14 protein-coding genes and 1 pseudogene are annotated in these 19,624 nt (G+C 43.7%); 14 read left to right on the top strand and 1 reads right to left on the bottom strand.

Features of this window, described 5'->3' with window-relative positions:
• Positions 1 to 303: 303 nt before the first annotated feature.
• From KSMBR1_RS06615 to KSMBR1_RS06605, 3 genes are all read left to right on the top strand, one after another.
• Positions 304 to 519, top strand: coding sequence for a type II toxin-antitoxin system VapB family antitoxin (locus KSMBR1_RS06615; RefSeq protein ID WP_157820424.1), 216 nt, complete (start codon positions 304 to 306; stop codon positions 517 to 519).
• Positions 497 to 910, top strand: coding sequence for a PIN domain-containing protein (locus KSMBR1_RS06610; protein ID WP_099324603.1), 414 nt, complete (start codon positions 497 to 499; stop codon positions 908 to 910). The genes KSMBR1_RS06615 and KSMBR1_RS06610 overlap by 23 nt, the downstream gene beginning before the upstream one ends.
• A 100-nt stretch (positions 911 to 1,010) precedes the next feature.
• Positions 1,011 to 3,137, top strand: coding sequence for a BatA domain-containing protein (locus tag KSMBR1_RS06605; protein WP_099324602.1), 2,127 nt, complete (start codon positions 1,011 to 1,013; stop codon positions 3,135 to 3,137).
• 268 nt (positions 3,138 to 3,405) lie between these two features.
• Here the strand turns inward: KSMBR1_RS06605 and rpsT are convergent, their stop codons facing one another.
• On the bottom strand, positions 3,406 to 3,690 hold the full coding sequence (gene rpsT, locus KSMBR1_RS06600; protein ID WP_099324601.1) for a 30S ribosomal protein S20: 285 nt from the start codon (positions 3,688 to 3,690) through the stop codon (positions 3,406 to 3,408).
• 349 nt (positions 3,691 to 4,039) lie between these two features.
• Here rpsT and topA point away from each other — a divergent pair, with 349 nt between their 5' ends.
• From topA to acsB, 11 genes and pseudogenes are all read left to right on the top strand, one after another.
• The gene (gene topA, locus KSMBR1_RS06595) at positions 4,040 to 6,361 is read left to right on the top strand and encodes a type I DNA topoisomerase (protein ID WP_099324600.1); all 2,322 of its coding nucleotides are present in this window, start codon (positions 4,040 to 4,042) and stop codon (positions 6,359 to 6,361) included.
• A gap of 167 nt (positions 6,362 to 6,528) precedes the next feature.
• Entirely contained in the window at positions 6,529 to 6,897 is a 369-nt protein-coding gene (locus tag KSMBR1_RS06590; RefSeq protein WP_099324599.1) for a Na-translocating system protein MpsC family protein, read from the top strand.
• Between the two features lie 681 nt (positions 6,898 to 7,578).
• Positions 7,579 to 7,826: pseudogene (locus KSMBR1_RS06580) on the top strand (sodium-dependent bicarbonate transport family permease); the annotation flags it as partial.
• A gap of 38 nt (positions 7,827 to 7,864) precedes the next feature.
• Positions 7,865 to 8,014 (top strand): hypothetical protein, encoded by a 150-nt coding sequence (locus tag KSMBR1_RS20845; protein WP_157820423.1) that lies wholly within the window; start codon positions 7,865 to 7,867, stop codon positions 8,012 to 8,014.
• 86 nt (positions 8,015 to 8,100) lie between these two features.
• Positions 8,101 to 8,571 (top strand): NADH-quinone oxidoreductase subunit NuoE family protein, encoded by a 471-nt coding sequence (locus KSMBR1_RS06575; RefSeq protein ID WP_230405677.1) that lies wholly within the window; start codon positions 8,101 to 8,103, stop codon positions 8,569 to 8,571.
• Between the two features lie 179 nt (positions 8,572 to 8,750).
• Positions 8,751 to 10,403: a NuoF family protein gene (locus KSMBR1_RS06570; RefSeq protein ID WP_099324596.1), complete on the top strand. Its 1,653-nt coding sequence runs from the start codon at positions 8,751 to 8,753 to the stop codon at positions 10,401 to 10,403.
• 307 nt (positions 10,404 to 10,710) lie between these two features.
• Positions 10,711 to 13,401 (top strand): formate dehydrogenase subunit alpha, encoded by a 2,691-nt coding sequence (gene fdhF, locus KSMBR1_RS06565; protein ID WP_099324595.1) that lies wholly within the window; start codon positions 10,711 to 10,713, stop codon positions 13,399 to 13,401.
• Positions 13,402 to 13,567: 166 nt separating this feature from the next.
• Positions 13,568 to 14,074: a 5-(carboxyamino)imidazole ribonucleotide mutase gene (gene purE, locus KSMBR1_RS06560; protein ID WP_197705365.1), complete on the top strand. Its 507-nt coding sequence runs from the start codon at positions 13,568 to 13,570 to the stop codon at positions 14,072 to 14,074.
• Positions 14,075 to 14,313: 239 nt separating this feature from the next.
• Positions 14,314 to 15,087 (top strand): ATP-binding protein, encoded by a 774-nt coding sequence (locus KSMBR1_RS06555; protein ID WP_099324594.1) that lies wholly within the window; start codon positions 14,314 to 14,316, stop codon positions 15,085 to 15,087.
• A 199-nt stretch (positions 15,088 to 15,286) separates the two neighbouring features.
• The gene (gene cooS, locus KSMBR1_RS06550; protein ID WP_099324593.1) at positions 15,287 to 17,248 is read left to right on the top strand and encodes an anaerobic carbon-monoxide dehydrogenase catalytic subunit; all 1,962 of its coding nucleotides are present in this window, start codon (positions 15,287 to 15,289) and stop codon (positions 17,246 to 17,248) included.
• A 29-nt stretch (positions 17,249 to 17,277) separates the two neighbouring features.
• Positions 17,278 to 19,461: an acetyl-CoA decarbonylase/synthase complex subunit alpha/beta gene (acsB, locus tag KSMBR1_RS06545; protein WP_099324592.1), complete on the top strand. Its 2,184-nt coding sequence runs from the start codon at positions 17,278 to 17,280 to the stop codon at positions 19,459 to 19,461.
• Positions 19,462 to 19,624: the final 163 nt, after the last annotated feature.

Below are 19,624 nucleotides of genomic sequence, written 5' to 3'. Positions count from 1 at the left end.
TAACAATTTAGTTTTTTTAAAAAGTAGGGGGCGAAGCATTTGTCCGTTTGGGTATGAACGCATTTATGTCAATTTATAGCAAATGCTTCGCCCCCTACATTATATATTGTATAGAAGTTGCATGTCGAAAAGTTTTTTGGACAACTGAATATGTGAATATTGTTTAGCACGGGCCTGGATGTTGCCTTAATCCGCACCCCCCATGCTCTCACATTGTATTTGACATTGTAGCCACATTATTATAAATTGTATACATGTCTTTTAATGCTGCGATTTTTCCGCTATTATAGCAGGGGGTACATTATGCAGAATGTAATAAAAAAAGTTGCAAAACATTTCAGGCTGGATGAAAATCTGATTAAGGACGCACAAAAGATACTGAAAACGAAGACAGAAACGGAGGCTATAGAAACAGCGCTCTCCGAGGTTATCTACCAGGAAAAGATGAGAAAGTTTATTGAACGAACAGGCGGTAAGTTTTATTTCGAGGGACTAAATGAGGCAAAAAGCAGTTCTTGATACATCTTTTCTCATTGAGCATTTCAGGAAAGGTACTGTTCAGGATATATTTATAAATCTGAATAAGTATTATCACATCACATTCAGCGCTATAGTTTTGATGGAATTGCTTTCGGGGTCTTTTGACAAAAAGGAACAAAAGCTCATCGAACAGATAAAAAAAAATTTCACAGTAATAAGCGTAAGTGAAAAACAATGGTATGCCACAGGAGATGTAATGCTGAAATTAAGAAGAGACAAAAAGATTGATTCCTTAAGAATTCGCAATCTTCTTGCCGATATCCTTATTGCTGTATCAGTAAGAGACATTGGAGCTATTCTGGTGACAAAGAATGAAAAGGATTTTAAGCTGATAAATGAAGTATTGGATTTCAGATATTTGGCTGTTTAAGAATGAAATGATGAATAATATTAACCTTAAACCCTTCCGATAAAAAGCATTCAATGCTTTTCTCCTTCATTTTCTCCGGAGCATATGGTAGAATTTTTGAATGATTTCCTTTCTCAATCCGCTTTTATTATTTGGCGTCCTGGGCGCTTGTATACCTGTTATCATCCACCTCTTCAATAAAAAGAAGGCGATATCCCACAGATTCGCGGCGATAGATTTCTTACTCCAATCCAATAAACGTATCTATGTAAAGTTCAAACTCCGGCAGTTGATACTCCTTATTCTACGGGCATGTTTGTTTGCCTTTCTTGCCATGGCACTTGCCAGACCCTTTGTCAAAAATATTGGCGGCGGTAACGACGGAAAAAACCCCACCAGTAATGTTATCATTGTTGATGATTCTTACAGTATGCAATATGCGGAAAAAGGCAAGCCCCTTTTCCATGCTGCCAAAAATACGGCAAGGAATATTATCGGGCAATTAACGAAGGATGATAAGGCGGCCGTCATTGGCTGTTCGCTGGCAAATTCAATGATTGTGCCTGAACTTGAATATGATAAAGAAAACCTCCTTACTGTCATCGAAAATTTACGCCCCGGGTATTCAACCACACATATTACGTCCGCCCTGGACAGGGCAATTGAAATATTAATGTCCGATGAAACGCCCATTAAACAGATATTTATTATTACCGATTTAACACGAAATGGTTGGGACCTTAAATGGTTTCATGACGGGCAGCAAAAATTGCAAAATAATATCACCGGCGTTCACATAATAAATGTGTCGGAAGGAAAGGACTACGGGAATATTGCTGTTACGGGACTGGAATTCCAAAACAATGTGTTCAATAAGAGCGGAGACGTGTCTTTTAAGGCAACAGTTTCTAATTATTCGCCGGTAAAAATAAAAAACCTGTTAGCGCAGGTATATGTAGACCAAAAAAAAGTGGTACAGGGATTTTTCAATATTGAGGCGTATTCTCAGGAAGTAAAAGAATTTAGCTTCAAGGTGGAGAAGGGCAACCACTTTGGCTGGATTGAAATACCCGAAGATAATTTAATCGCTGATAATAAACGATATTTTGCCATTAATGAGGAACAAAAACTTGATGTGTTGTTAATTGACGGAGACCCCAAAACAAATATCTATGAAAGCGAAACATTTTATCTGGAAAAAGCCTTAAACCCGGCGCGTGGACACGTTTCCTCGCTCAAGCCGGTCATTTGTTCAATACACGAAGTGGAGGGTATGGTATTTGAAGATTTTGACATCGTCTTTTTGTGTAATGTTGAAATGCTGCCCTATGAAAAGATCGAGGAGTTGGAAAGATTTGTAAAAGACGGCGGGGCGGTCGTTTTTTCACTCGGCGATAAGGTAGAAGGTAGTTATTACAACAATTCATTTGAGGCGCTGCTTCCGCACCGGCTTTACACAAAAAAAATCTTTACCGGGAATGTACTGATTACCGAGGAACAGCCGCTTAGTCTAAAGATATCCGGGGTAATGCATCCGGCAATGCGTTTTCTATCCGAAACGAATATTAATATGTTGACATCGGTCAGCTTTCATCAGGTTTTTTATGTAGAGCCCGCCCCATTAGAAGGAGCGAAAACGGTGCTTTCCTTTTCCGACAATACTCCTGCCATTGTTGAAAGGCAGGTTGGCAAGGGAAGAGTGGCGCTCATTGCCTCCTCTATCGACAGAGATTGGACAGACCTACCGGTAAAACCTCTTTTTGTCCCTCTTATTCAGCAGCTTTGCCGGTATATATCAGGCAGTACTACAGGTGAAACCAAACAAGAAATTCTTGTGGAGCAAAACTGGCAATTTCCAGCCCCATACGATGTCGGCAATTTGGAAACAACCAATCCCGGGGGGGTAAAAACCCTTTTACCGCCACAAGTGATTAATAATGAAAAATATTTTGTTTATCATGAAACCCATTTGCCGGGCGTGTATTCGTTTCTTATCAATGATACATCGCAACAGCAGAACCTTTTTTACTTCCCGGTAAATGTTGACGCATCAGAATCCAATCTTGAAAAGATCAGTGAAAAAGAGATTACCGCGCTTATGGGAGAAACGAATGTGATGGTAAGGTCTTCCAGTTCAGGCGAGCGGCGTGAAGTGGTTCGGGGTGAAGCGAAAACGACCCTCTGGGGCGTTCTCTTGTTGCTCGCGCTCGGCATTCTTGTGGCGGAATCATTTGTTTCCAGAAAATGATGGGTAACAATAACCGCACCAGCCAGCCAATGATAGGGCAAGCATTAATCCTTCGCAAAAATTTCTTTGCATTTTTGGCAAGGTATTTAATAGTGAAATCCGAAACAAATGCTAATGACAAAATGATTTGAAATTCTAAACGAATGCATCTTATGGAAGAAAAGAATGAAGGATGAATTTGGAAAGAGTAGGGCAATTCTCAAATTTATCCCACAGCCTTCATCCTTGTTTGTTTCTGGCCTGCAACTTTCGTTGTTTATTACCCCGGTTAACCATCTTGTTTTGCAGATGCTTTTAAATCGTTTAGTTTTTTTGCAAAACGAGACTTTTTTCTGCTTGCATTGTTTTTATGCAAAATGCCTTTTGCAGCGCCTTTGTCCATTTTCTTTACGGTCAGGCTATATTCAGCTTCGGCGGCCTGAATATCCTTGCTTTGTAATGCCGTTAAAAACTTTTTTACCTGGGTCTTTAACGCGGTTTTCCTTGACTTGTTAATTAAATTGCGAGTCTCATCCTGTCGCAGTCTTTTTTTCGCAGAGCTTGTTGTTGGCATTACACCCTCCCTATTCTTAACTTAAATACGAAAGAAAAATAAATTATTTTGATTTCCACAGGAATATACTTTATTTAACTCATAACATAATGTCAATAGTAAAACACTGGAAAATGTATAGTCAAACAAATAGGATTGCAAAAGCCGGAGATCAGAAGTCAGAAGTCAGACACCAGGCTTCAGACCGCCGACCTCTGATCTCTGATCTCTGATCTCTGTTAAGCATGCATTTTACCGTTAAATTTCCGAAAAAACCTGCAAAAAGAACGATAATGTATAACGATGTAAAAATATCTTGACACAAATTGTCCATCCTGTTTAAATTTTTCTTATTTTCAGAGGTATCCTAATGGCCAAGTCTAAAACAAACCTGGTAATCGTTGAATCGCCTGCGAAAGCTAAAACCATAAGTAAGTTCCTCGATGCTTCTTTCTTCGTGAAATCCTCCATGGGTCACGTACGGGACCTTCCTGCGAAAAAACTCTCCGTAGATATTGAAAACGACTTTACCCCGGAATATAAAGTAATTCCCAGTAGAGAAAAATTAATTAAGGAATTAATCAGCGATTCCAAAAAAGCCAGCACGGTTTATTTAGCCTCCGATCTTGACCGTGAGGGAGAAGCGATTGCGTGGCACTTGTACAAGGTGTTGGATATCCCCCCTGAAAAAATACGCCGCGTTACCTTTAACGAAATTACAAAAGACGCTATCCAGGAAGCCTTTAAACAATATGGCCCTATCAATATGGAAAAGGTAAATGCGCAACAGGCCCGAAGAATACTTGACCGCATTGTTGGCTATAAAATAAGCCCTCTCCTGTGGAAAAAAATTGCTAAAAGATTAAGCGCAGGCCGTGTTCAATCCGTTGCAGTCAGACTTATCGTAGAACGTGAGAAAGAAATCAACGAATTTAAACCCCATGAATATTGGAAAATAACCGCAGAGTTAAAGACCATCTCCGGGGATAAAAAATCTGACGACATAAAACCCTTCAAAGCCCTTCTGCAAAAATTAGAAGACAAAAATATAGAAATAAAAAATGAACAGCAGGCAAAGGAAATTACCGAAAAACTGCAGAATGCATCATTTATTATCACAAACATAAAGAAACAAACAAAACGCAATAATGCGCCCCCGCCATTTACTACAAGCCTTTTACAACAACAGGCATCTACTCGTTTGCAATTCAGCGCAAAAAAGACCATGTTGATTGCGCAACAACTTTATGAGGGCATTGATGTTGGCGCTGATGGTCCTGCGGGATTAATCACCTATATGAGGACAGATTCTTTTCATGTATCAGACCATGCATTAACGTCATGTAGAAATTTTATCGAAAGCAATTACGGGAAAGACTATCTCCCTGAAAAACCCAATATATATGCCTCTAATAAAAAGGGCACCCAGGGCGCACATGAGGCAGTAAGGCCGACATATCTGGAATATACCCCTGAATCCATAAAGCAGTTTCTTACAAAGGACCAGCATAAACTGTATGAACTTATATGGAAGAGATTCGTTGCAAGCCAAATGAAACCGGCGCTGTATGCGATTACTGACGTGGAAATCACTTCCAACCGGTATATTTTTAAGACAAGGGGCAGGGAACTCTTATTTGACGGGCATACACTTATTTCCGGGCACGAAGTTGACCGGGAGGAGCAAATACTGCCTCCACTGGAGAAAGACCATGTTCTTGAATTAATACAACTTTTGCCAACACAACACTTTACCCAGCCTCCGCCGCGTTATTCAGAAGCGTCTCTGGTAAAGACTCTCGAAAAAATGGGGATAGGAAGGCCAAGTACCTATGCCACGATTATTTCAACTATTCAGGACCGCGGATATGTGAAACAGGAGAAACGCGCTTTTTATGCAACCGAACTGGGGATATTGGTTACCGAAAAACTGATAGAACATTTTCAAAAAATAATGGATGTAAATTTTACGTCACACATGGAAGATGAATTGGATAAGATTGAGGAAAAAAAAATTGATTGGCTGACCGTGCTGAAGGAGTTTTACGAACCCTTTAAGATTGATTTGGAAAAAGCTATTGGTGAAATGAAAAGCGTAAAAGGAACCCCGGAGGAAAGCGACCGGATTTGTAATCTATGCAGTAAACCCATGGTAATCAGATGGGGAAGGCATGGGAAATTCTTTGGTTGTTCCGCATTTCCGGAATGTAAAAATACGATGCCATTAGACGAAAAAGGGGAGGCAGCGCCTCCGGAGACGTCTGATCAGGCTTGTGAAAAATGTGGTAGCCCTATGATTATTAAAACCAGTCGCCATGGTAAATTCATGGCTTGTTCGGCATATCCTAATTGTAAAAACACAAAATCTCTGACGGGAGAAACCACAAAGGTTGAGCCAACAAACGAAAAATGTGAAAAATGTGGAAGTCCGATGGTCATCCGGTTCAGCAAAAAAGGTAGATTTATGGGATGCTCCGGCTATCCCAAATGCAGAAATATAAAATCCCTCCCTACGGGTATAAAATGCCCAAGAGATGAATGCGGTGGAGACTTAATACAGCGTTATTCAAAAAAAGGCGGCATATTCTTCGGATGCAGCAAATACCCTGATTGTGATTATATTTCAAAGGAGCTGCCTATTGCCGGCGAAGAACCAACAAGTGAAAATGAAACAGACAGTTCAAATAAATAAGGCATATCGCCAGAGATAAATCTGTTTTGGGAAAACATTACAGGATACGATGTACGATTTACGAGGTACGATTTAAAATCCCAAATCCCAAATCGTAAGCCGTAAGTCGTACTTCGTAAATAATTTTACGAGTATTGATATTTTTACCTTTTTAATAAAGAAGTATTATGAAAAAAACCAAAGGGCAAATAGAGGCTGAAATTAGTGAAGCGATCATTAAATTCGAAAAAGAATACATGGGTAGGGGACCATTGGAAGCAAAAACCTATATTGTTGATGACTTGGTTTTGGTCAGGCTAAAAGGCGTTCTTACAAAAGCAGAGTACCAGCTTGCCAATCCCGTAGATATTGCCAATGGAAGAACATTGATAAAACAGATGAGAATTGCCTTGTTGGAAAAAGGGCGGCCGCTTTTGGAAGCTGTTGTGGAATCCATTACAAATCAAAAAACAATAAGCTTACATACCGATATCAGCACCAGAACAGGAGAAAAAGTTGTTTTATTTACCCTCGATTCTCCGCCAAAGCTGGAGTAAAAAGAAGTGCAACACGATAATTTCAAGAGAAAAACGGGTTTTTCCACCTGCCGCAAAACGCCTTTGTGACCATGCCTGCCCATAATAAAATTCGTAAAGGGATATTCCATTTTGGCGCTATTATTTTTTCTTGACTTCATAGAATTTTCATATAGCATCAGTATACTTTTAAGCCGATTTCGGGGCAGAAACTTGAGGGGCGATTTTTTTTATCGTCTGTCAATGGATAGGCCGCACAATGACAAAGCAATATCGTTGTGCGGCTTTTTTTGTTTCTCTACCTGCGATATTTAAATTAAGACAGGCAAATATAGTCTAATAAATCTGTTTTTCGAAAAACATTCTGGGTAGGGGCGAAGCATTTGCCTGCATATAAGAGAGAGACGTAAAATGCTGTACATACGCCAACCCCGCTATGTTGAAGGAGTTATACTGTACGCAGGCAAATGCTTCGCCTCCATTTTTCAAAAAGCCAAATTACCGCTAAGTTTCTAAAACCAGATTTGTTTGACTATAGTGTACAGGCAGCGCTAAAATTGAAAACCGGAAATACCCTCCAACTGGCGTTCTTCAATTTGTCTATTAATATGGTATGGGTGGTGGATGATCAGGCAGGACAATGTAAATGTTGGGAAAGAAAATATCTTTTTCGTGTATCTGGAAAAGTAAAGGAGAACGCAAGTGAATGTTTCTATTATTATTGATAATTTGTTGCATCCGCCGGCCTTGTTTTTCTCCCTGGGGATGATTGCATCATTTTGCAAATCAGATATTAAAATTCCTGAGCCTTTACCCAAACTATTTTCGCTTTATCTGCTATTTGCCATAGGATTTCACGGCGGAGTAGAATTAAATAAGACAGGCGTCAACCATGCGGTTATCATGTCCCTGGCACTGCGATATTCATGGCGGCGTTTGTTCCGGTGTATAACTTGAATACCCTGCATGGCGGAATCCGGACGGTTCAGTGCTGCTTATAACAGGCAACCTGTTAATAGGCCTGATTTCTGGCGAAAAAGGGTGGGACTCTTTAAGCGCTTTTGCAAAAGACATATTTAGCGGAATTTGTATTGTTTCTGATGTTGTTGTGATACAAGGCCATTCTCCCGCAAAGTGATAGTATGTGATTTGCGGGGTTTTATAAAACCATCAGACGTTTACTTTTCTTTATTACCATTGACATAAATGCAAGGAGAGGGAATTATGTCGGACGAAGCAAATTCATTATCATTTAATTTAGACAAATGTCATGCCATTCTTTCCCGTGCCGCGTCAAACGATTTAATTCCGATATTACAGGAGATGCAGGAGGAGTACGGATATTTGCCCCTGACGGCAATGGAAGAAGTGTCGGTGCGGACGGACATACCGTTGAGCAGGATATACGGAGTCGTGACTTTTTATTCGCAATTTTCGCTGGTTCCCCGAGGAAAGCATACCGTCAGGCTGTGCGCCGGCACTGCCTGCCACATAAAGGGCGCCCCGGACATCGGGGAGAAAATAGCAGACGTCCTGCAGGTAAAAGAAGGCGAAACAACACCTGACTATAAATTTACCCATAAAACGGTAGCATGTTTAGGCACGTGTTTTTTGGCGCCTGTAATGATGATAGACGACCGCTATTATGGGAAATTGACTGAAGAAAAAACCGAGGAAATTCTCAAGAGTTATTAGGGAATTTTAGATTTTAAATGTTAAATTTTAAATTAATTCAGAATTCAACTTTTCGGAAGCGAGTTGTGCTTCGGTAGTTAAATAGATTACACTAAACAGTTACAATATTAAATTAATTTTAATTCAGAATTCAGAATTTAAAATTCAACATTTCTATTAGGAATGGAGGAGAAGTGTTAATGGAAAAATTGAATAGCATTGATGCCCTGAAAAGGTATAGAAAATCTTTGGAAGCGGAAAAAAGCAGCGGGGAGAAAATACGTATTTTAATTTGTACGACAGGTTGCCGGGCGTTGGGGGCCTGGGAAGTGTACAAAACCTTTCAGGCGGAAATTGAGATGCAGTCCCTTAAAGACAGGGTGGAAGTGGTGGATACCGGCTGTCAGGGATTGTGTACAAGGGCGCCTGTAGTAACGGTAGAGCCAATGGGGGTATTTTACGGCAGGGTCACGGAGAGTGACGTGCATGAGATAGTTTCCAGGACAGTCCTTAAGGAGGAAATCATTGAAAGGCTTTGCTGCACGGAAGATGGAAAACGGGTACCCTACCGGAAAGACATATCCTTTTACAAAAAGCAGAAAAAGATTGTATTAAGGAACTGCGGGGTAATCGACCCGAAAAAGATAAGTGAATACATTTTGAGGAATGGGTATGTCGCCCTTGAGAAAGTACTTTCCGGCATGTCCCCTGACAAAGTAATTGAAGAGGTGAAGGCATCCGGTCTGCGGGGACGTGGCGGGGCCGGATTTCCGACGGGGAAGAAGTGGGAGTCTGCAAAAAATGCCGTGGGTGACGAGAAATATGTTATCTGTAACGGAGACGAAGGGGATCCTGGTGCATTTATGGACCGTGCGGTGCTTGAGGGAGACCCTCATTCTGTAATTGAAGGGATGTTGATTTGCGGTTATGCTATAGGTTCCGGGAAGGGGATAATCTATGTGCGGGAAGAATATCCTATTGCCGTGGAACATGTGAAGATAGCCATAGGCGATGCCCGGTCACTTGGATTGTTGGGGGAGAATATATTAGGGAGCGGATTCCATTTCGATATAGAAGTAAAAATGGGTGCAGGTGCATTTGTATGCGGCGAGGAGACGGCATTGATTGCTTCTATTGAAGGTGAACGCGGGATGCCGCGTCCGCGTCCTCCTTTTCCTGCGGTAAGCGGATTGTGGGGAAAGCCAACGAATATAAACAACGTGGAAACACTGGCAAATATTCCGGTAATAATCCTTGAGGGTGCGAAGTATTTCAGCGCAATAGGAACGGAGTCGAGCAAGGGGACGAAGATATTTGCACTGGCGGGCAGTGTAAACAATACGGGACTGGTAGAAGTGCCGATGGGAACAACGCTTCGTGAGCTGGTGTTTGAAATAGGCGGAGGCATACCCCGTCGCCGGCAATTCAAGGCGGCGCAGATGGGAGGTCCTTCGGGCGGATGTGTGCCTGAGCAATACCTTGATACGCCGATTGATTATGAATCGGTAAAAGAGGTTGGGGCGATAATGGGGTCCGGGGGACTTATTATCATGGATGAAACCACCTCTATGGTAGAGATAGCGAGGTATTTCATGGAATTCTGCCAGAATGAATCATGCGGGAAGTGTACTCCGTGCAGGGTAGGTACTAAGCGGATGCTGGAGATACTGACGAGGATAGCAAACGGGGAAGGGGAAAGAGAAGATATTGGCCTTCTGGAAGAACTGGCGGAAGCAACCAGGACGTCTTCGCTGTGCGGACTGGGACAAACATCTGCGAATCCCGTTGTTTCTACGCTGCAGTACTTTAAAAATGAGTATGAAGAAAATATCGCTAAAAAAGCGTCTGCCTAAAATGTGGAATTTAAATTGATAATAGGATGGCACGGACAAACGCTGTTTGTCCGTGCTGAACTTAACGTATAGGAATTTCAAGCTTGTAGGACGAAGCGATTGCTTCGTCGCGAGCGAAGTGGCACTTCGCGCTACATCGAGAAAGTTGCTGAAGGCCTAATTTATACGACATTGTTTATAAAGCACAAATTGTAAGGCTATAGAGCATATCTTTCGGAAAGCTAAATTGTGACCTAATTTTTTGTTTTTTCAGAACAATGAAAAATACAGAGGAATCATTATTTTGTTATAAAATGCAGGAGGAGACATGACAACAGTAATAATAGACGGGAAGCGTGTGGAGGCAGACCCTTCGCAGACGATACTGGAAGCAGCACGTCGGGTTGGGATACGGATACCGACACTATGCCATGATCCGCGGTTGAAGCCATCGGGGGCGTGCAGGATATGTGTGGTGGAAGTGGAAGGGAAGGACAATTTGGCGGCTTCGTGTGCGACGCCTGTATCGGAGGGCATGAAGGTGTCAACCCGGAGCGAAGCGGTGCTGCGTTCCCGGCGGCTGAATCTGGAATTGCTCTGGTCGAATCATCCCAATGATTGCCTTACCTGCGACAAGGCGGGGGAGTGTAGCCTGCAGAACCTGATGTATGAGTATGACGTAAAGACATCGCGGTTTGTGAAGCAGAATCCCGTGCCTGCGCCTGACGAGTCTAATCCTGCCATTTACCGTGACATGAACAAGTGCATAATGTGCGGCAAATGTGTCAGGATATGCGATGAAGTGCAGGGGCAGCATGTGTGGACGTTTTCGGATCGTGGGATAAAGACAAGGGTATCAACCGCCTTTGAGAAATCGATGCAGGACGGGGGTTGTGTGTTCTGCGGTCATTGTGTATCCGTCTGTCCGGTGGGGGCGTTAATGGACAAGCCGGTAATGAAGAAGGCGCGTTCATGGGAGACCAGAAAAGTGAGGACGGTATGTTCTTATTGCGGGGTGGGTTGCAGTCTGGTGCTCCATATAAAAAACAATGAAATATTACAAGTAACGGCGGATATAAACTCTGCGCCCAATTATGGGAGCCTCTGTGTTAAGGGGCGGTATGGATTTGAATTTTATTCAAGCAAGGATCGTTTAAAAACGCCGCTTGTGCGTGATAACATAAACGAACCGTTTCGGGAAGCAAGCTGGGAAGAGGCAATCGGCCTTGTGGCGAAGAGATTTTCGGAGATAAAGAAAAAGTACGGCCCGGATTCGTTCGGGTGTCTGAGTTCATCGAGGGGTACAAACGAGGAAAACTTTCTTGCCCAGAAATTTACACGTGTGGTAATGGGCACCAATAATATGGACAATTGTGCACGTGTATGTCATGCGCCTTCGGTAACGGGGCTGAGGGCTGCGCTTGGGAGCGGAGCGGCAACAAACTCACTGGCCGATATTGAAGGCGCTGAAGTGCTCATCGTGAGCGGTTCCAACACGACGGAAGCCCACCCGGTAGCCGCGTTAAAAATAAAAAAGGCGGTGAGGCAGAACGGAGCGAAACTCATCGTAATAGATCCCAGAAAAATAGAACTGGTCAAATATGCGGATATACACCTTCAGTTAAGGGCAGGGACAAACGTGGCGCTCATAAACGGACTCCTTCACGTAATCATAAAAGAGGGATTGCAGAATGACGACTTCATAGAAAGGCGTACCGAGAACTTTGAAATGCTGAAGCAGGTAGTAAGCAAATATACCCCTGAAGAGACGGAGGCGATTACCGGGGTACCGAAGGAAGACATAATAAAAGCCGCAAGGATGTATGCGGGTACGAACAAGGGTATGATCATTTACGGGTTAGGGATGACGGAGCACAAGGCGGGTTCACACGGGGTAATGTCTTTGGCGAATCTGGCGCTAATAACCGGGAATGTTGGGCGTCCGAATACGGGTATAAACCCTCTGCGTGGGCAGAACAACGTACAGGGGTCGTGTGATATGGGTGCATTGCCGGACGTATATGCATGTTACCAGAGGGTGGACGATCCGGAAGCCAACCGTAAGCATGCTGAAGCATGGAAGGTAAAGAAGCTTCCGGAGAAGCCCGGTTTGAAAGAGCCGCAGATGTACCGTGCGATAGAATCCGGGGATTTGAAGGCGATGTATATAATAGGCTATGACCCGGCGATATCACAGGCGGATATAAACAAGGTAAGGGCATCAATAAGCAAGCTTGAATTTCTGGTAGTGCAGGAGCTATTCATGACAGAGACGGCGAAACTTGCGCATGTGGTATTGCCAACGAGTTGTTACTTTGAGAAGGATGGTACGTTTACCAATGCGGAGAGAAGAGTACGGAGGCTACATAAGGCTATACCGTTGCCGGAGGGAACGAAATCGGACTGGGATATTATTTGTTCAATCGCCACGGCAATGGGATACCCTATGAGTTATAATCATCCGAGTGAGATTATGGATGAGATAGCGAAGCTGACGCCTGATATGGCGGGTATTAATTACAAGCGTCTGGAGGGAGACGGGTTAGTGTGGCCTGTGTGGGACATGAATCATCCCGGAACGCCGATACTGCATAAAGACACCTTTAAAAGGGGGCGGGGGATGTTTAACGACCTGATGTATACCCCTTCAGAAGAATTGCCGGACGAGGAGTATCCGTTATTGCTGACAACCGGTCGGCGGCTGTATCAGTATAATAATGGTTCGATGTCCTTGAGGAATCCGGAGATATGCGCCATAAACTCTGAGGAGTTTATGGAAATACATCCGGCGGATGCGGCGAAACTGGATATAAAATCAGGCGAGAAGGTCAAAGTATCTTCGAGGCGAGGTTCGCTGGAAGTAAAGACGGAGTTAACGGAGAAATCCCGGTTGGGAAGCGTATTCCTGTCCTTCCATTATCCTGAAACACCGACGAATGTGTTAACTGGGCCTGGAGAAGATATGCTTGCGCTTACACCGGAGTATAAGGTGTGTGCCGTTAAGGTAGAGAAAATGTAAACAAACACTACGATTATATTTTTATTTCAGAGATATAGCAGCGATTGTATATATGCTTCACCAGTATATGAATGAAACAACCCTGACAGGGTTTGGAACCCTGTCAGGGTTAAACGGTGAGGGTATTCAAATACATTGATTTACCGGTTTTTTGGGCGGATAAATTATGAAAATGAAAAAGATTGGTATAGTAATGGGTAGTGATTCAGACGTGCCAATAATTAAAGAGGCTGTACAAACGTTAAGAGAATTTGGATTGGATTTCGATGTAAATGTCATATCTGCCCATCGTTCACCGGAACGTGCCCATTCTTATGCTTTGGAAGCCGAAAAAAAATACGAAGTAATCATTGTTGGGGCGGGGGGGGCTGCACATCTGGCAGGGGTAATTGCCAGCCTGACGCCTGTTCCTGTTATCGGAATTCCTATGCCAACGCCAGAATTGGGAGGTTTGGATTCGCTTCTTTCTACCGTACAAATGCCATCTGGCGTCCCCGTTTCTACCATGGGTATTGGAAAGGCAGGGGCAATTAACGCCGCAATACTGGCAATACAGATATTAAGTGTTGCGAATCCGGCTTTGAGGCAAAAAATAGTTATGTATAAAAAGCAACTCTCTAATGCTGTTTCCAGGAAAGATCAGGGGTTGAGGGCAAAGCTGGGTCTGGAGTAGTTGTCATGTTCCATGAAAGTATTATGAAGAATAAAGATTTATAAAAAACTTAAACTATAAATAGTAACCCGGCGGTTATTTCAGTAATTTTGCTTGGTAATTAAACAGATAATTTGCTAAAATTAATGCTGTAGTGATTTCTAATATGTAATTGTTGCATATTAGTGCGTTTGGTATTCAGTATCTGAGGCTTTGTTTCTTTGATGAAGATCCATTTTCGCAGAGTATGAGGAAGGTATATGAAAATTGCGATATCAGGGAAGGGAGGGGTGGGAAAAACGACTTTCGTTGCGGCATTGGCGAAGGTGTTTAAAGAAGCCGGAAAGAAAGTCATTGCCATTGATGCTGATCCGGTATCTAACCTGGCGGTGACGCTTGGTTTTATGAAGGGGTCTGAAATAATCCCCATCAGCCAGATGAAGGACTTGATAAAAGAACGTACGGGCGCATCAGATGAGTATGGTAAATTTTTTAAATTAAACCCCACTGTTTCTGATTTACCGGAAAAACTTTCTCTGGAACATGAGGGCATCAAGCTAATGGTATTGGGCGCCATAAAGCATGGTGGCAGCGGATGCGCCTGCCCGGAAAGTGCGTTTTTGAGAACACTGCTTAGCCATTTGATAGTGCAAAGAGACGAGGTCGTCCTTGTAGATATGGAAGCAGGCGTGGAACATTTGGGGCGGGCCACCGTAAAAGCCGTAGATGTATTGATCGTAATAGTAGAACCTGGTTCTAAAAGTATACAAACGGCGTTTCAGGTAAAAAAACTGGCTGAAGATATCGGTCTTACCTCTGTTTATGCGGTGGGTAATAAAGTAGCTTCCGAAGAGCATAAGGCTTTCATTCAAAATGGACTTGATGGTATTCCCCTTTTGGGGTTTATTTCATATGATGAGAAAATACTCGAATCTGATATTAAGGGAATAGCCGCTTTCGCGGAAAACAACAAATTGTTAGAAGAAATCTGCCAAATTAAAAACAAGTTAGAGGAGATTGTTAAAGAGAAGTAAAAAAAGTAGTGTTCTTTTAACTTGATTTCAATATATGAACAATTATAATTAATGTTTCTATCTTCTTTATCAGGGAGATGAAATAGATAGTAGGCGTTTCTTCGGCAACTTCTCAATAAGTTGAGAAGTTAGGCCCTTTGCATACATTTACTAGGGCCTGACGGTAATTTTTCACAAATAAAATATTGGAGGATGTGTCATGGAAGATAAACAAAAGACAACAGACCAAATAATGCTTGATAAAATGCGTGAATCGAAGATTGAGACTATGTATGACAGATACAAGGCTCAGCAGCCGCAATGCGGCTATGGAAGCCTTGCTCTATGTTGCAGACATTGCAACTACGGACCATGCAATATAGATCCGTTTGGCCCTGGTCCTAAAAGAGGCATTTGCGGTGCAGATGCAAATACTTTTGCCGCAAGGCATTTCCTTCGTATGAGTGCTGCGGGAACTGCGTGCCATTCTGATCATGGACGTGCGGTTGCCCATCTTTTAGTTGCAACGGCAAGGGGCGAGGCCCCCGGTTACCGCATAAAAGATGTAGAAAAACTTAAAATGATTGCCGAGTGTTTTGATATTAAAACCAAGGACAGGGAAATAAACGAAATTGCCGAAGAAGTTGGAGAGATGGCATTAATGGAGTTCGGAAAACCTTACGGAACGCTTTTGTTTCTCAAACGTGCCCCTGCGGCACGCCAAAAGATATGGGAAAAATTAGGAATTGCATCCAGGGCTATTGACCGGGAGGTCACAGAAAGCATGCACCGTACCGGCATGGGTGGAGACCAGGATTACAGGAATCTTACAAAGCAGGCGATGCGTGTATCTCTTGCAGATGGCTGGGGCGGTAGTATGATTGCCACCGAACTTCAGGACATTCTGTTTGGAACTCCTAAGCCGGTACAGGGAAGAGCAAACCTTGGCGTGTTGAAGAAGGATTACGTAAATATCGTTGTTCACGGACACGAGCCTCAGCTTGCGGAAGCAATTGTTATGGCTTCCACTGGCCCCGATATCGAAAAAGCAGTGGCGGCAGTGGGCGCAAAAGGCATTGTGATTGCCGGTCTCTGTTGTACCGCAAACGAGCTTCTTGTTCGGCATGGCATCCCAATGGCGGGACACATGACGATGCAGGAGGGGGCAATGGCAACCGGGGTTGTGGAGGTGATGGTTGTTGATATCCAATGCGTAATGCAGGCGCTTGCGGAAACGGCAAAACATTTCCACACAAAGCTCGTCACTACATTATCCAAAGCAAAAATCTCCGGTGCGGAACACGTTGAATTTGAAGATGAAAATGCATTGGAGTCCGCCAAAAAAATAATCCTTATGGCCATCGGTAATTACAAAAATCGTGATAAAAAAAAGGTGTTTATCCCGGACGCTTCCGAACCTAACCTTATTGCAGGATTTAGCCATGAAACAATTAAATATATGCTTGGGGGAAGGTTTAGGGCAAGTTACCGGCCTTTAAATGATAATATCATCAACGGAAGGATCCGGGGCGTTGTTGGGATTGCAGGCTGTACAAGCCCGAAAGCCGGAGAATGCACACAATCGTATGTTGATTTGGCGAAGGAACTCATTGCAAACAATATCCTGGTTGTTGCAACCGGTTGTGCAGCAGGACAATGCGCCTCCGGCGGTCTGATGCTCCCCGAATTAAAAGATCAGTGCGGGGCGGGATTAAAAGAGGTTTGCGAGGCGGTCGGCATACCACCAGTCCTGCATTCCGGCGCCTGTGTGGATAACAGCCGCATTCTTATTGCCTGTTCTGAAATGGCAAAAGAGGGCGGCCTGGGGAATGATATCAGCGACCTCCCCGTAGCAGGGGCATGTCTGGAGTGGATGAGCGAAAAGGCTATCGCTATCGGGCAGTTTTTGGTAGCTTCCGGAATTTATACTGTATTTGGTATGAATTCCCCGGTTGCCGGTGCGCCTGACTTGCAGAACCTGCTCACAAAGGAATTGGAAGAACAGGTAGGCGCAAGATGGGATTTCCAGCAGGATATAAAGAAAATCGGCAAGATGTTGATGGACCATATCGAAATGAAAAGAGAGGCTCTTGGTATAAACGTAAAGAAAGAAAGGAAGCTTTACGATATGGCGGAACGAAGAGCGTTGGAGCAGGAATGTAAACCTGCCGGGCATCATTAAAAAAAAATGGATTAAAGGGGCGTTGTTCTATGTCAAAGATAATTTGTTCTGCCGCAATACGCGGAGCATATCAGATCGTGGATAAGGCGGATAAAAAACTTACCGAAGCAATTGAACAAAAAGGGAGAGATTGTAAAGTCGAATTTCCTAATACCGCGTATTATCTGCCTATCATATATGCCATGACGGGTATTCCCGTTAAAACACTGGAAGATTGTGTTCACATAATAGGTATGGCAAGGAGCATGCTGCCTCCGCTGCCTGCGGAAAAACACTGGGTTCCTTATTTGGGACATACGCTGGATGCCGGCATGGCGACTCTCTTTGCTGAAGAAGTCTACGAGGTTTGCAAATACCTGATAGGGCCTCCGCCTGTTGATGGAATTTGGCTGGGCGCCGCGGACGATATTATTATGCGTGAAAGAGGAATTGAGTTTGTGGACGGCACTGCGCCTGGATTTGCCGCAATTGTAGGCTGCGCTCCCGACGCCGATACCGCAGTGAAAATCGCAAGGGAACTTCAGGAAAAGAATCTGTATGTATTCATGCAATCGGACAATTTAGGAATTTCGTTTGCCGAACAACTGGAAGAAAAAGGGGTACAAATGGGATGGGACACACGTCTGGTGCCTTTTGGAAAAGAAACATCCGCTGCCGTGTATTCGCTGGGATTTGCAAACAGGGCAGCCCTTTCATTCGGAAACGTACCTCCGGGTGAGGCGCGCAGGAATCTCCTTTATAATAAAAACCGCATTTTTGCCTTTGTTCTGGCGCTGGGAACTGCAGTGACCGATGAACAATATGCAAATGCCGCCGGGGCTATCAACTATGGCTTCCCGACCATCACCAATATTGACATACCTGAAATTTTGCCTACGGGAGTCTGCACCTATGAACACGTAGTATCAAGGGTGCCTGTTGATAAAATTGTGGATAGATGCATCGAGGTGCGAGGGCTTAAGATTTCCATCCACAAGGTCGATATTCCGGTAGCATACGGGCCGGCCTTCGAGGGGGAGCGCATCAGAAAAGATGACATGCAGATAGAAATTGGTGGACCTGGTGTGCCCGCCTTTGAATTTGTTTGCACAAAGGAAGCAGATGAAGTGGAAGACGGCAAAATACAGGTAATAGGGCCGGATCTCGACGATATGCCACAAGGGCCAGGCGTATCTATCGGTATTGTTGCAGAGGTTACAGGCAGAAAGATGCAACCTGATTTTGAACCCATTTTTGAACGTCAGATGCATCGTTTTCTTGGTGAGGCGCAGGGTATTTTCCATATGGGACAGAGGGATATTATTCGGCACCGTATAAGCAAAGACGCATTTAAGGCCGGTTTGCGGCTGAAACATATCGGGAAAATCATTCATGCTAAATTTCACGGAGAATTTGGTGCCATTATTGATAAGGTACAGGTAACCCTGTATACAAAAAAAGAAGACGTGGAAGGGAAATTAAAAGAGGTACGCGCCGCATTTGCAGAGCGTGATGCGCGGTTAGGGGATATGACGGATGATTCTGTAAATCTCTTTTACAGTTGTACGCTTTGCCAGAGTTTTGCGCCATCACATGTCTGTATTGTTACCCCTGAACGGTCTGGTTTGTGCGGTTCCGTGAGCTGGCTTGACGGGAAAGCGGGTTATGAAATAAACCCAACAGGTCCCAACCAGCCCATAGAAAAAAGAAAGGTGATTGACGACAGACTGGGTCAGTGGGACGGCACAAACGAATTTTTATATAGCAGTTCTAATCGGGCGCTGGAAAAGGTCAGTTTATACAGCATTATGACTGATCCTATGACAAGCTGCGGATGCTTCGAATGTATTTCTGCAATGCTGCCCATGGCAAATGGGATTATGGTGGTAGACCGTGATTTTACGGAAATGACCCCAAGCGGCATGAAGTTTTCCACAATGGCAGGCACTGTAGGCGGTGGTCTCCAAACTCCGGGGTTTATGGGGCACAGCAAATTTTATTTGGGAAGCAAAAAGTTTATTTCCGCCGACGGGGGTTTGGCAAGGGTAGTGTGGATGCCGAAGGCATTAAAAGAAGAACTTTCGGAACAGCTTGAAAAGGCGTCAAAAGAAATGGATTTGGAGAATTTTCTGGATAAAATAGCCGATGAGACTGTAGCCCAGACGGAAGAAGAAGTAGTGGAATATATGCAAAAAATAAACCACCCTGCCTTATCCATGGATCCAATGTTCTGAGAACCCCCCATCTTTGCAGAGACGCATTACATGCGTCTGGAAACTGCTAATTAACAAACCCGTTCCTAGCCCCTCACAATAGGGACATGTCTGATTCCCCTCCAGGGAAGGGTTAGGGATGGGTGAAAATGAATGCCGTTGGGCTTTGTCTTTTTAAAACCCA

Origin of the sequence: Candidatus Kuenenia stuttgartiensis (assembly GCF_900232105.1) — a bacterium.
Classification (GTDB): domain Bacteria; phylum Planctomycetota; class Brocadiia; order Brocadiales; family Brocadiaceae; genus Kuenenia; species Kuenenia stuttgartiensis_A.
Note: the sequence above shows the minus strand (reverse complement) of the source record. Positions and strands in the feature narration are given on the sequence as shown.

What these genes read in the sequence shown, in the direction of transcription:
- KSMBR1_RS06615 (WP_157820424.1), top strand. Translation starts at nt 304, where the DNA reads ATGCAGAATGTAATAAAAAAAGTTGCAAAACATTTCAGGCTGGATGAA.
- KSMBR1_RS06610 (WP_099324603.1), top strand. Translation starts at nt 497, where the DNA reads ATGAGGCAAAAAGCAGTTCTTGATACATCTTTTCTCATTGAGCATTTC.
- KSMBR1_RS06605 (WP_099324602.1), top strand. Translation starts at nt 1,011, where the DNA reads ATGATTTCCTTTCTCAATCCGCTTTTATTATTTGGCGTCCTGGGCGCT.
- rpsT (WP_099324601.1), bottom strand. Translation starts at nt 3,690, where the DNA reads ATGCCAACAACAAGCTCTGCGAAAAAAAGACTGCGACAGGATGAGACT.
- topA (WP_099324600.1), top strand. Translation starts at nt 4,040, where the DNA reads ATGGCCAAGTCTAAAACAAACCTGGTAATCGTTGAATCGCCTGCGAAA.
- KSMBR1_RS06590 (WP_099324599.1), top strand. Translation starts at nt 6,529, where the DNA reads ATGAAAAAAACCAAAGGGCAAATAGAGGCTGAAATTAGTGAAGCGATC.
- KSMBR1_RS06575 (WP_230405677.1), top strand. Translation starts at nt 8,101, where the DNA reads ATGTCGGACGAAGCAAATTCATTATCATTTAATTTAGACAAATGTCAT.
- KSMBR1_RS06570 (WP_099324596.1), top strand. Translation starts at nt 8,751, where the DNA reads ATGGAAAAATTGAATAGCATTGATGCCCTGAAAAGGTATAGAAAATCT.
- fdhF (WP_099324595.1), top strand. Translation starts at nt 10,711, where the DNA reads ATGACAACAGTAATAATAGACGGGAAGCGTGTGGAGGCAGACCCTTCG.
- purE (WP_197705365.1), top strand. Translation starts at nt 13,568, where the DNA reads ATGAAAATGAAAAAGATTGGTATAGTAATGGGTAGTGATTCAGACGTG.
- KSMBR1_RS06555 (WP_099324594.1), top strand. Translation starts at nt 14,314, where the DNA reads ATGAAAATTGCGATATCAGGGAAGGGAGGGGTGGGAAAAACGACTTTC.
- cooS (WP_099324593.1), top strand. Translation starts at nt 15,287, where the DNA reads ATGGAAGATAAACAAAAGACAACAGACCAAATAATGCTTGATAAAATG.
- acsB (WP_099324592.1), top strand. Translation starts at nt 17,278, where the DNA reads ATGTCAAAGATAATTTGTTCTGCCGCAATACGCGGAGCATATCAGATC.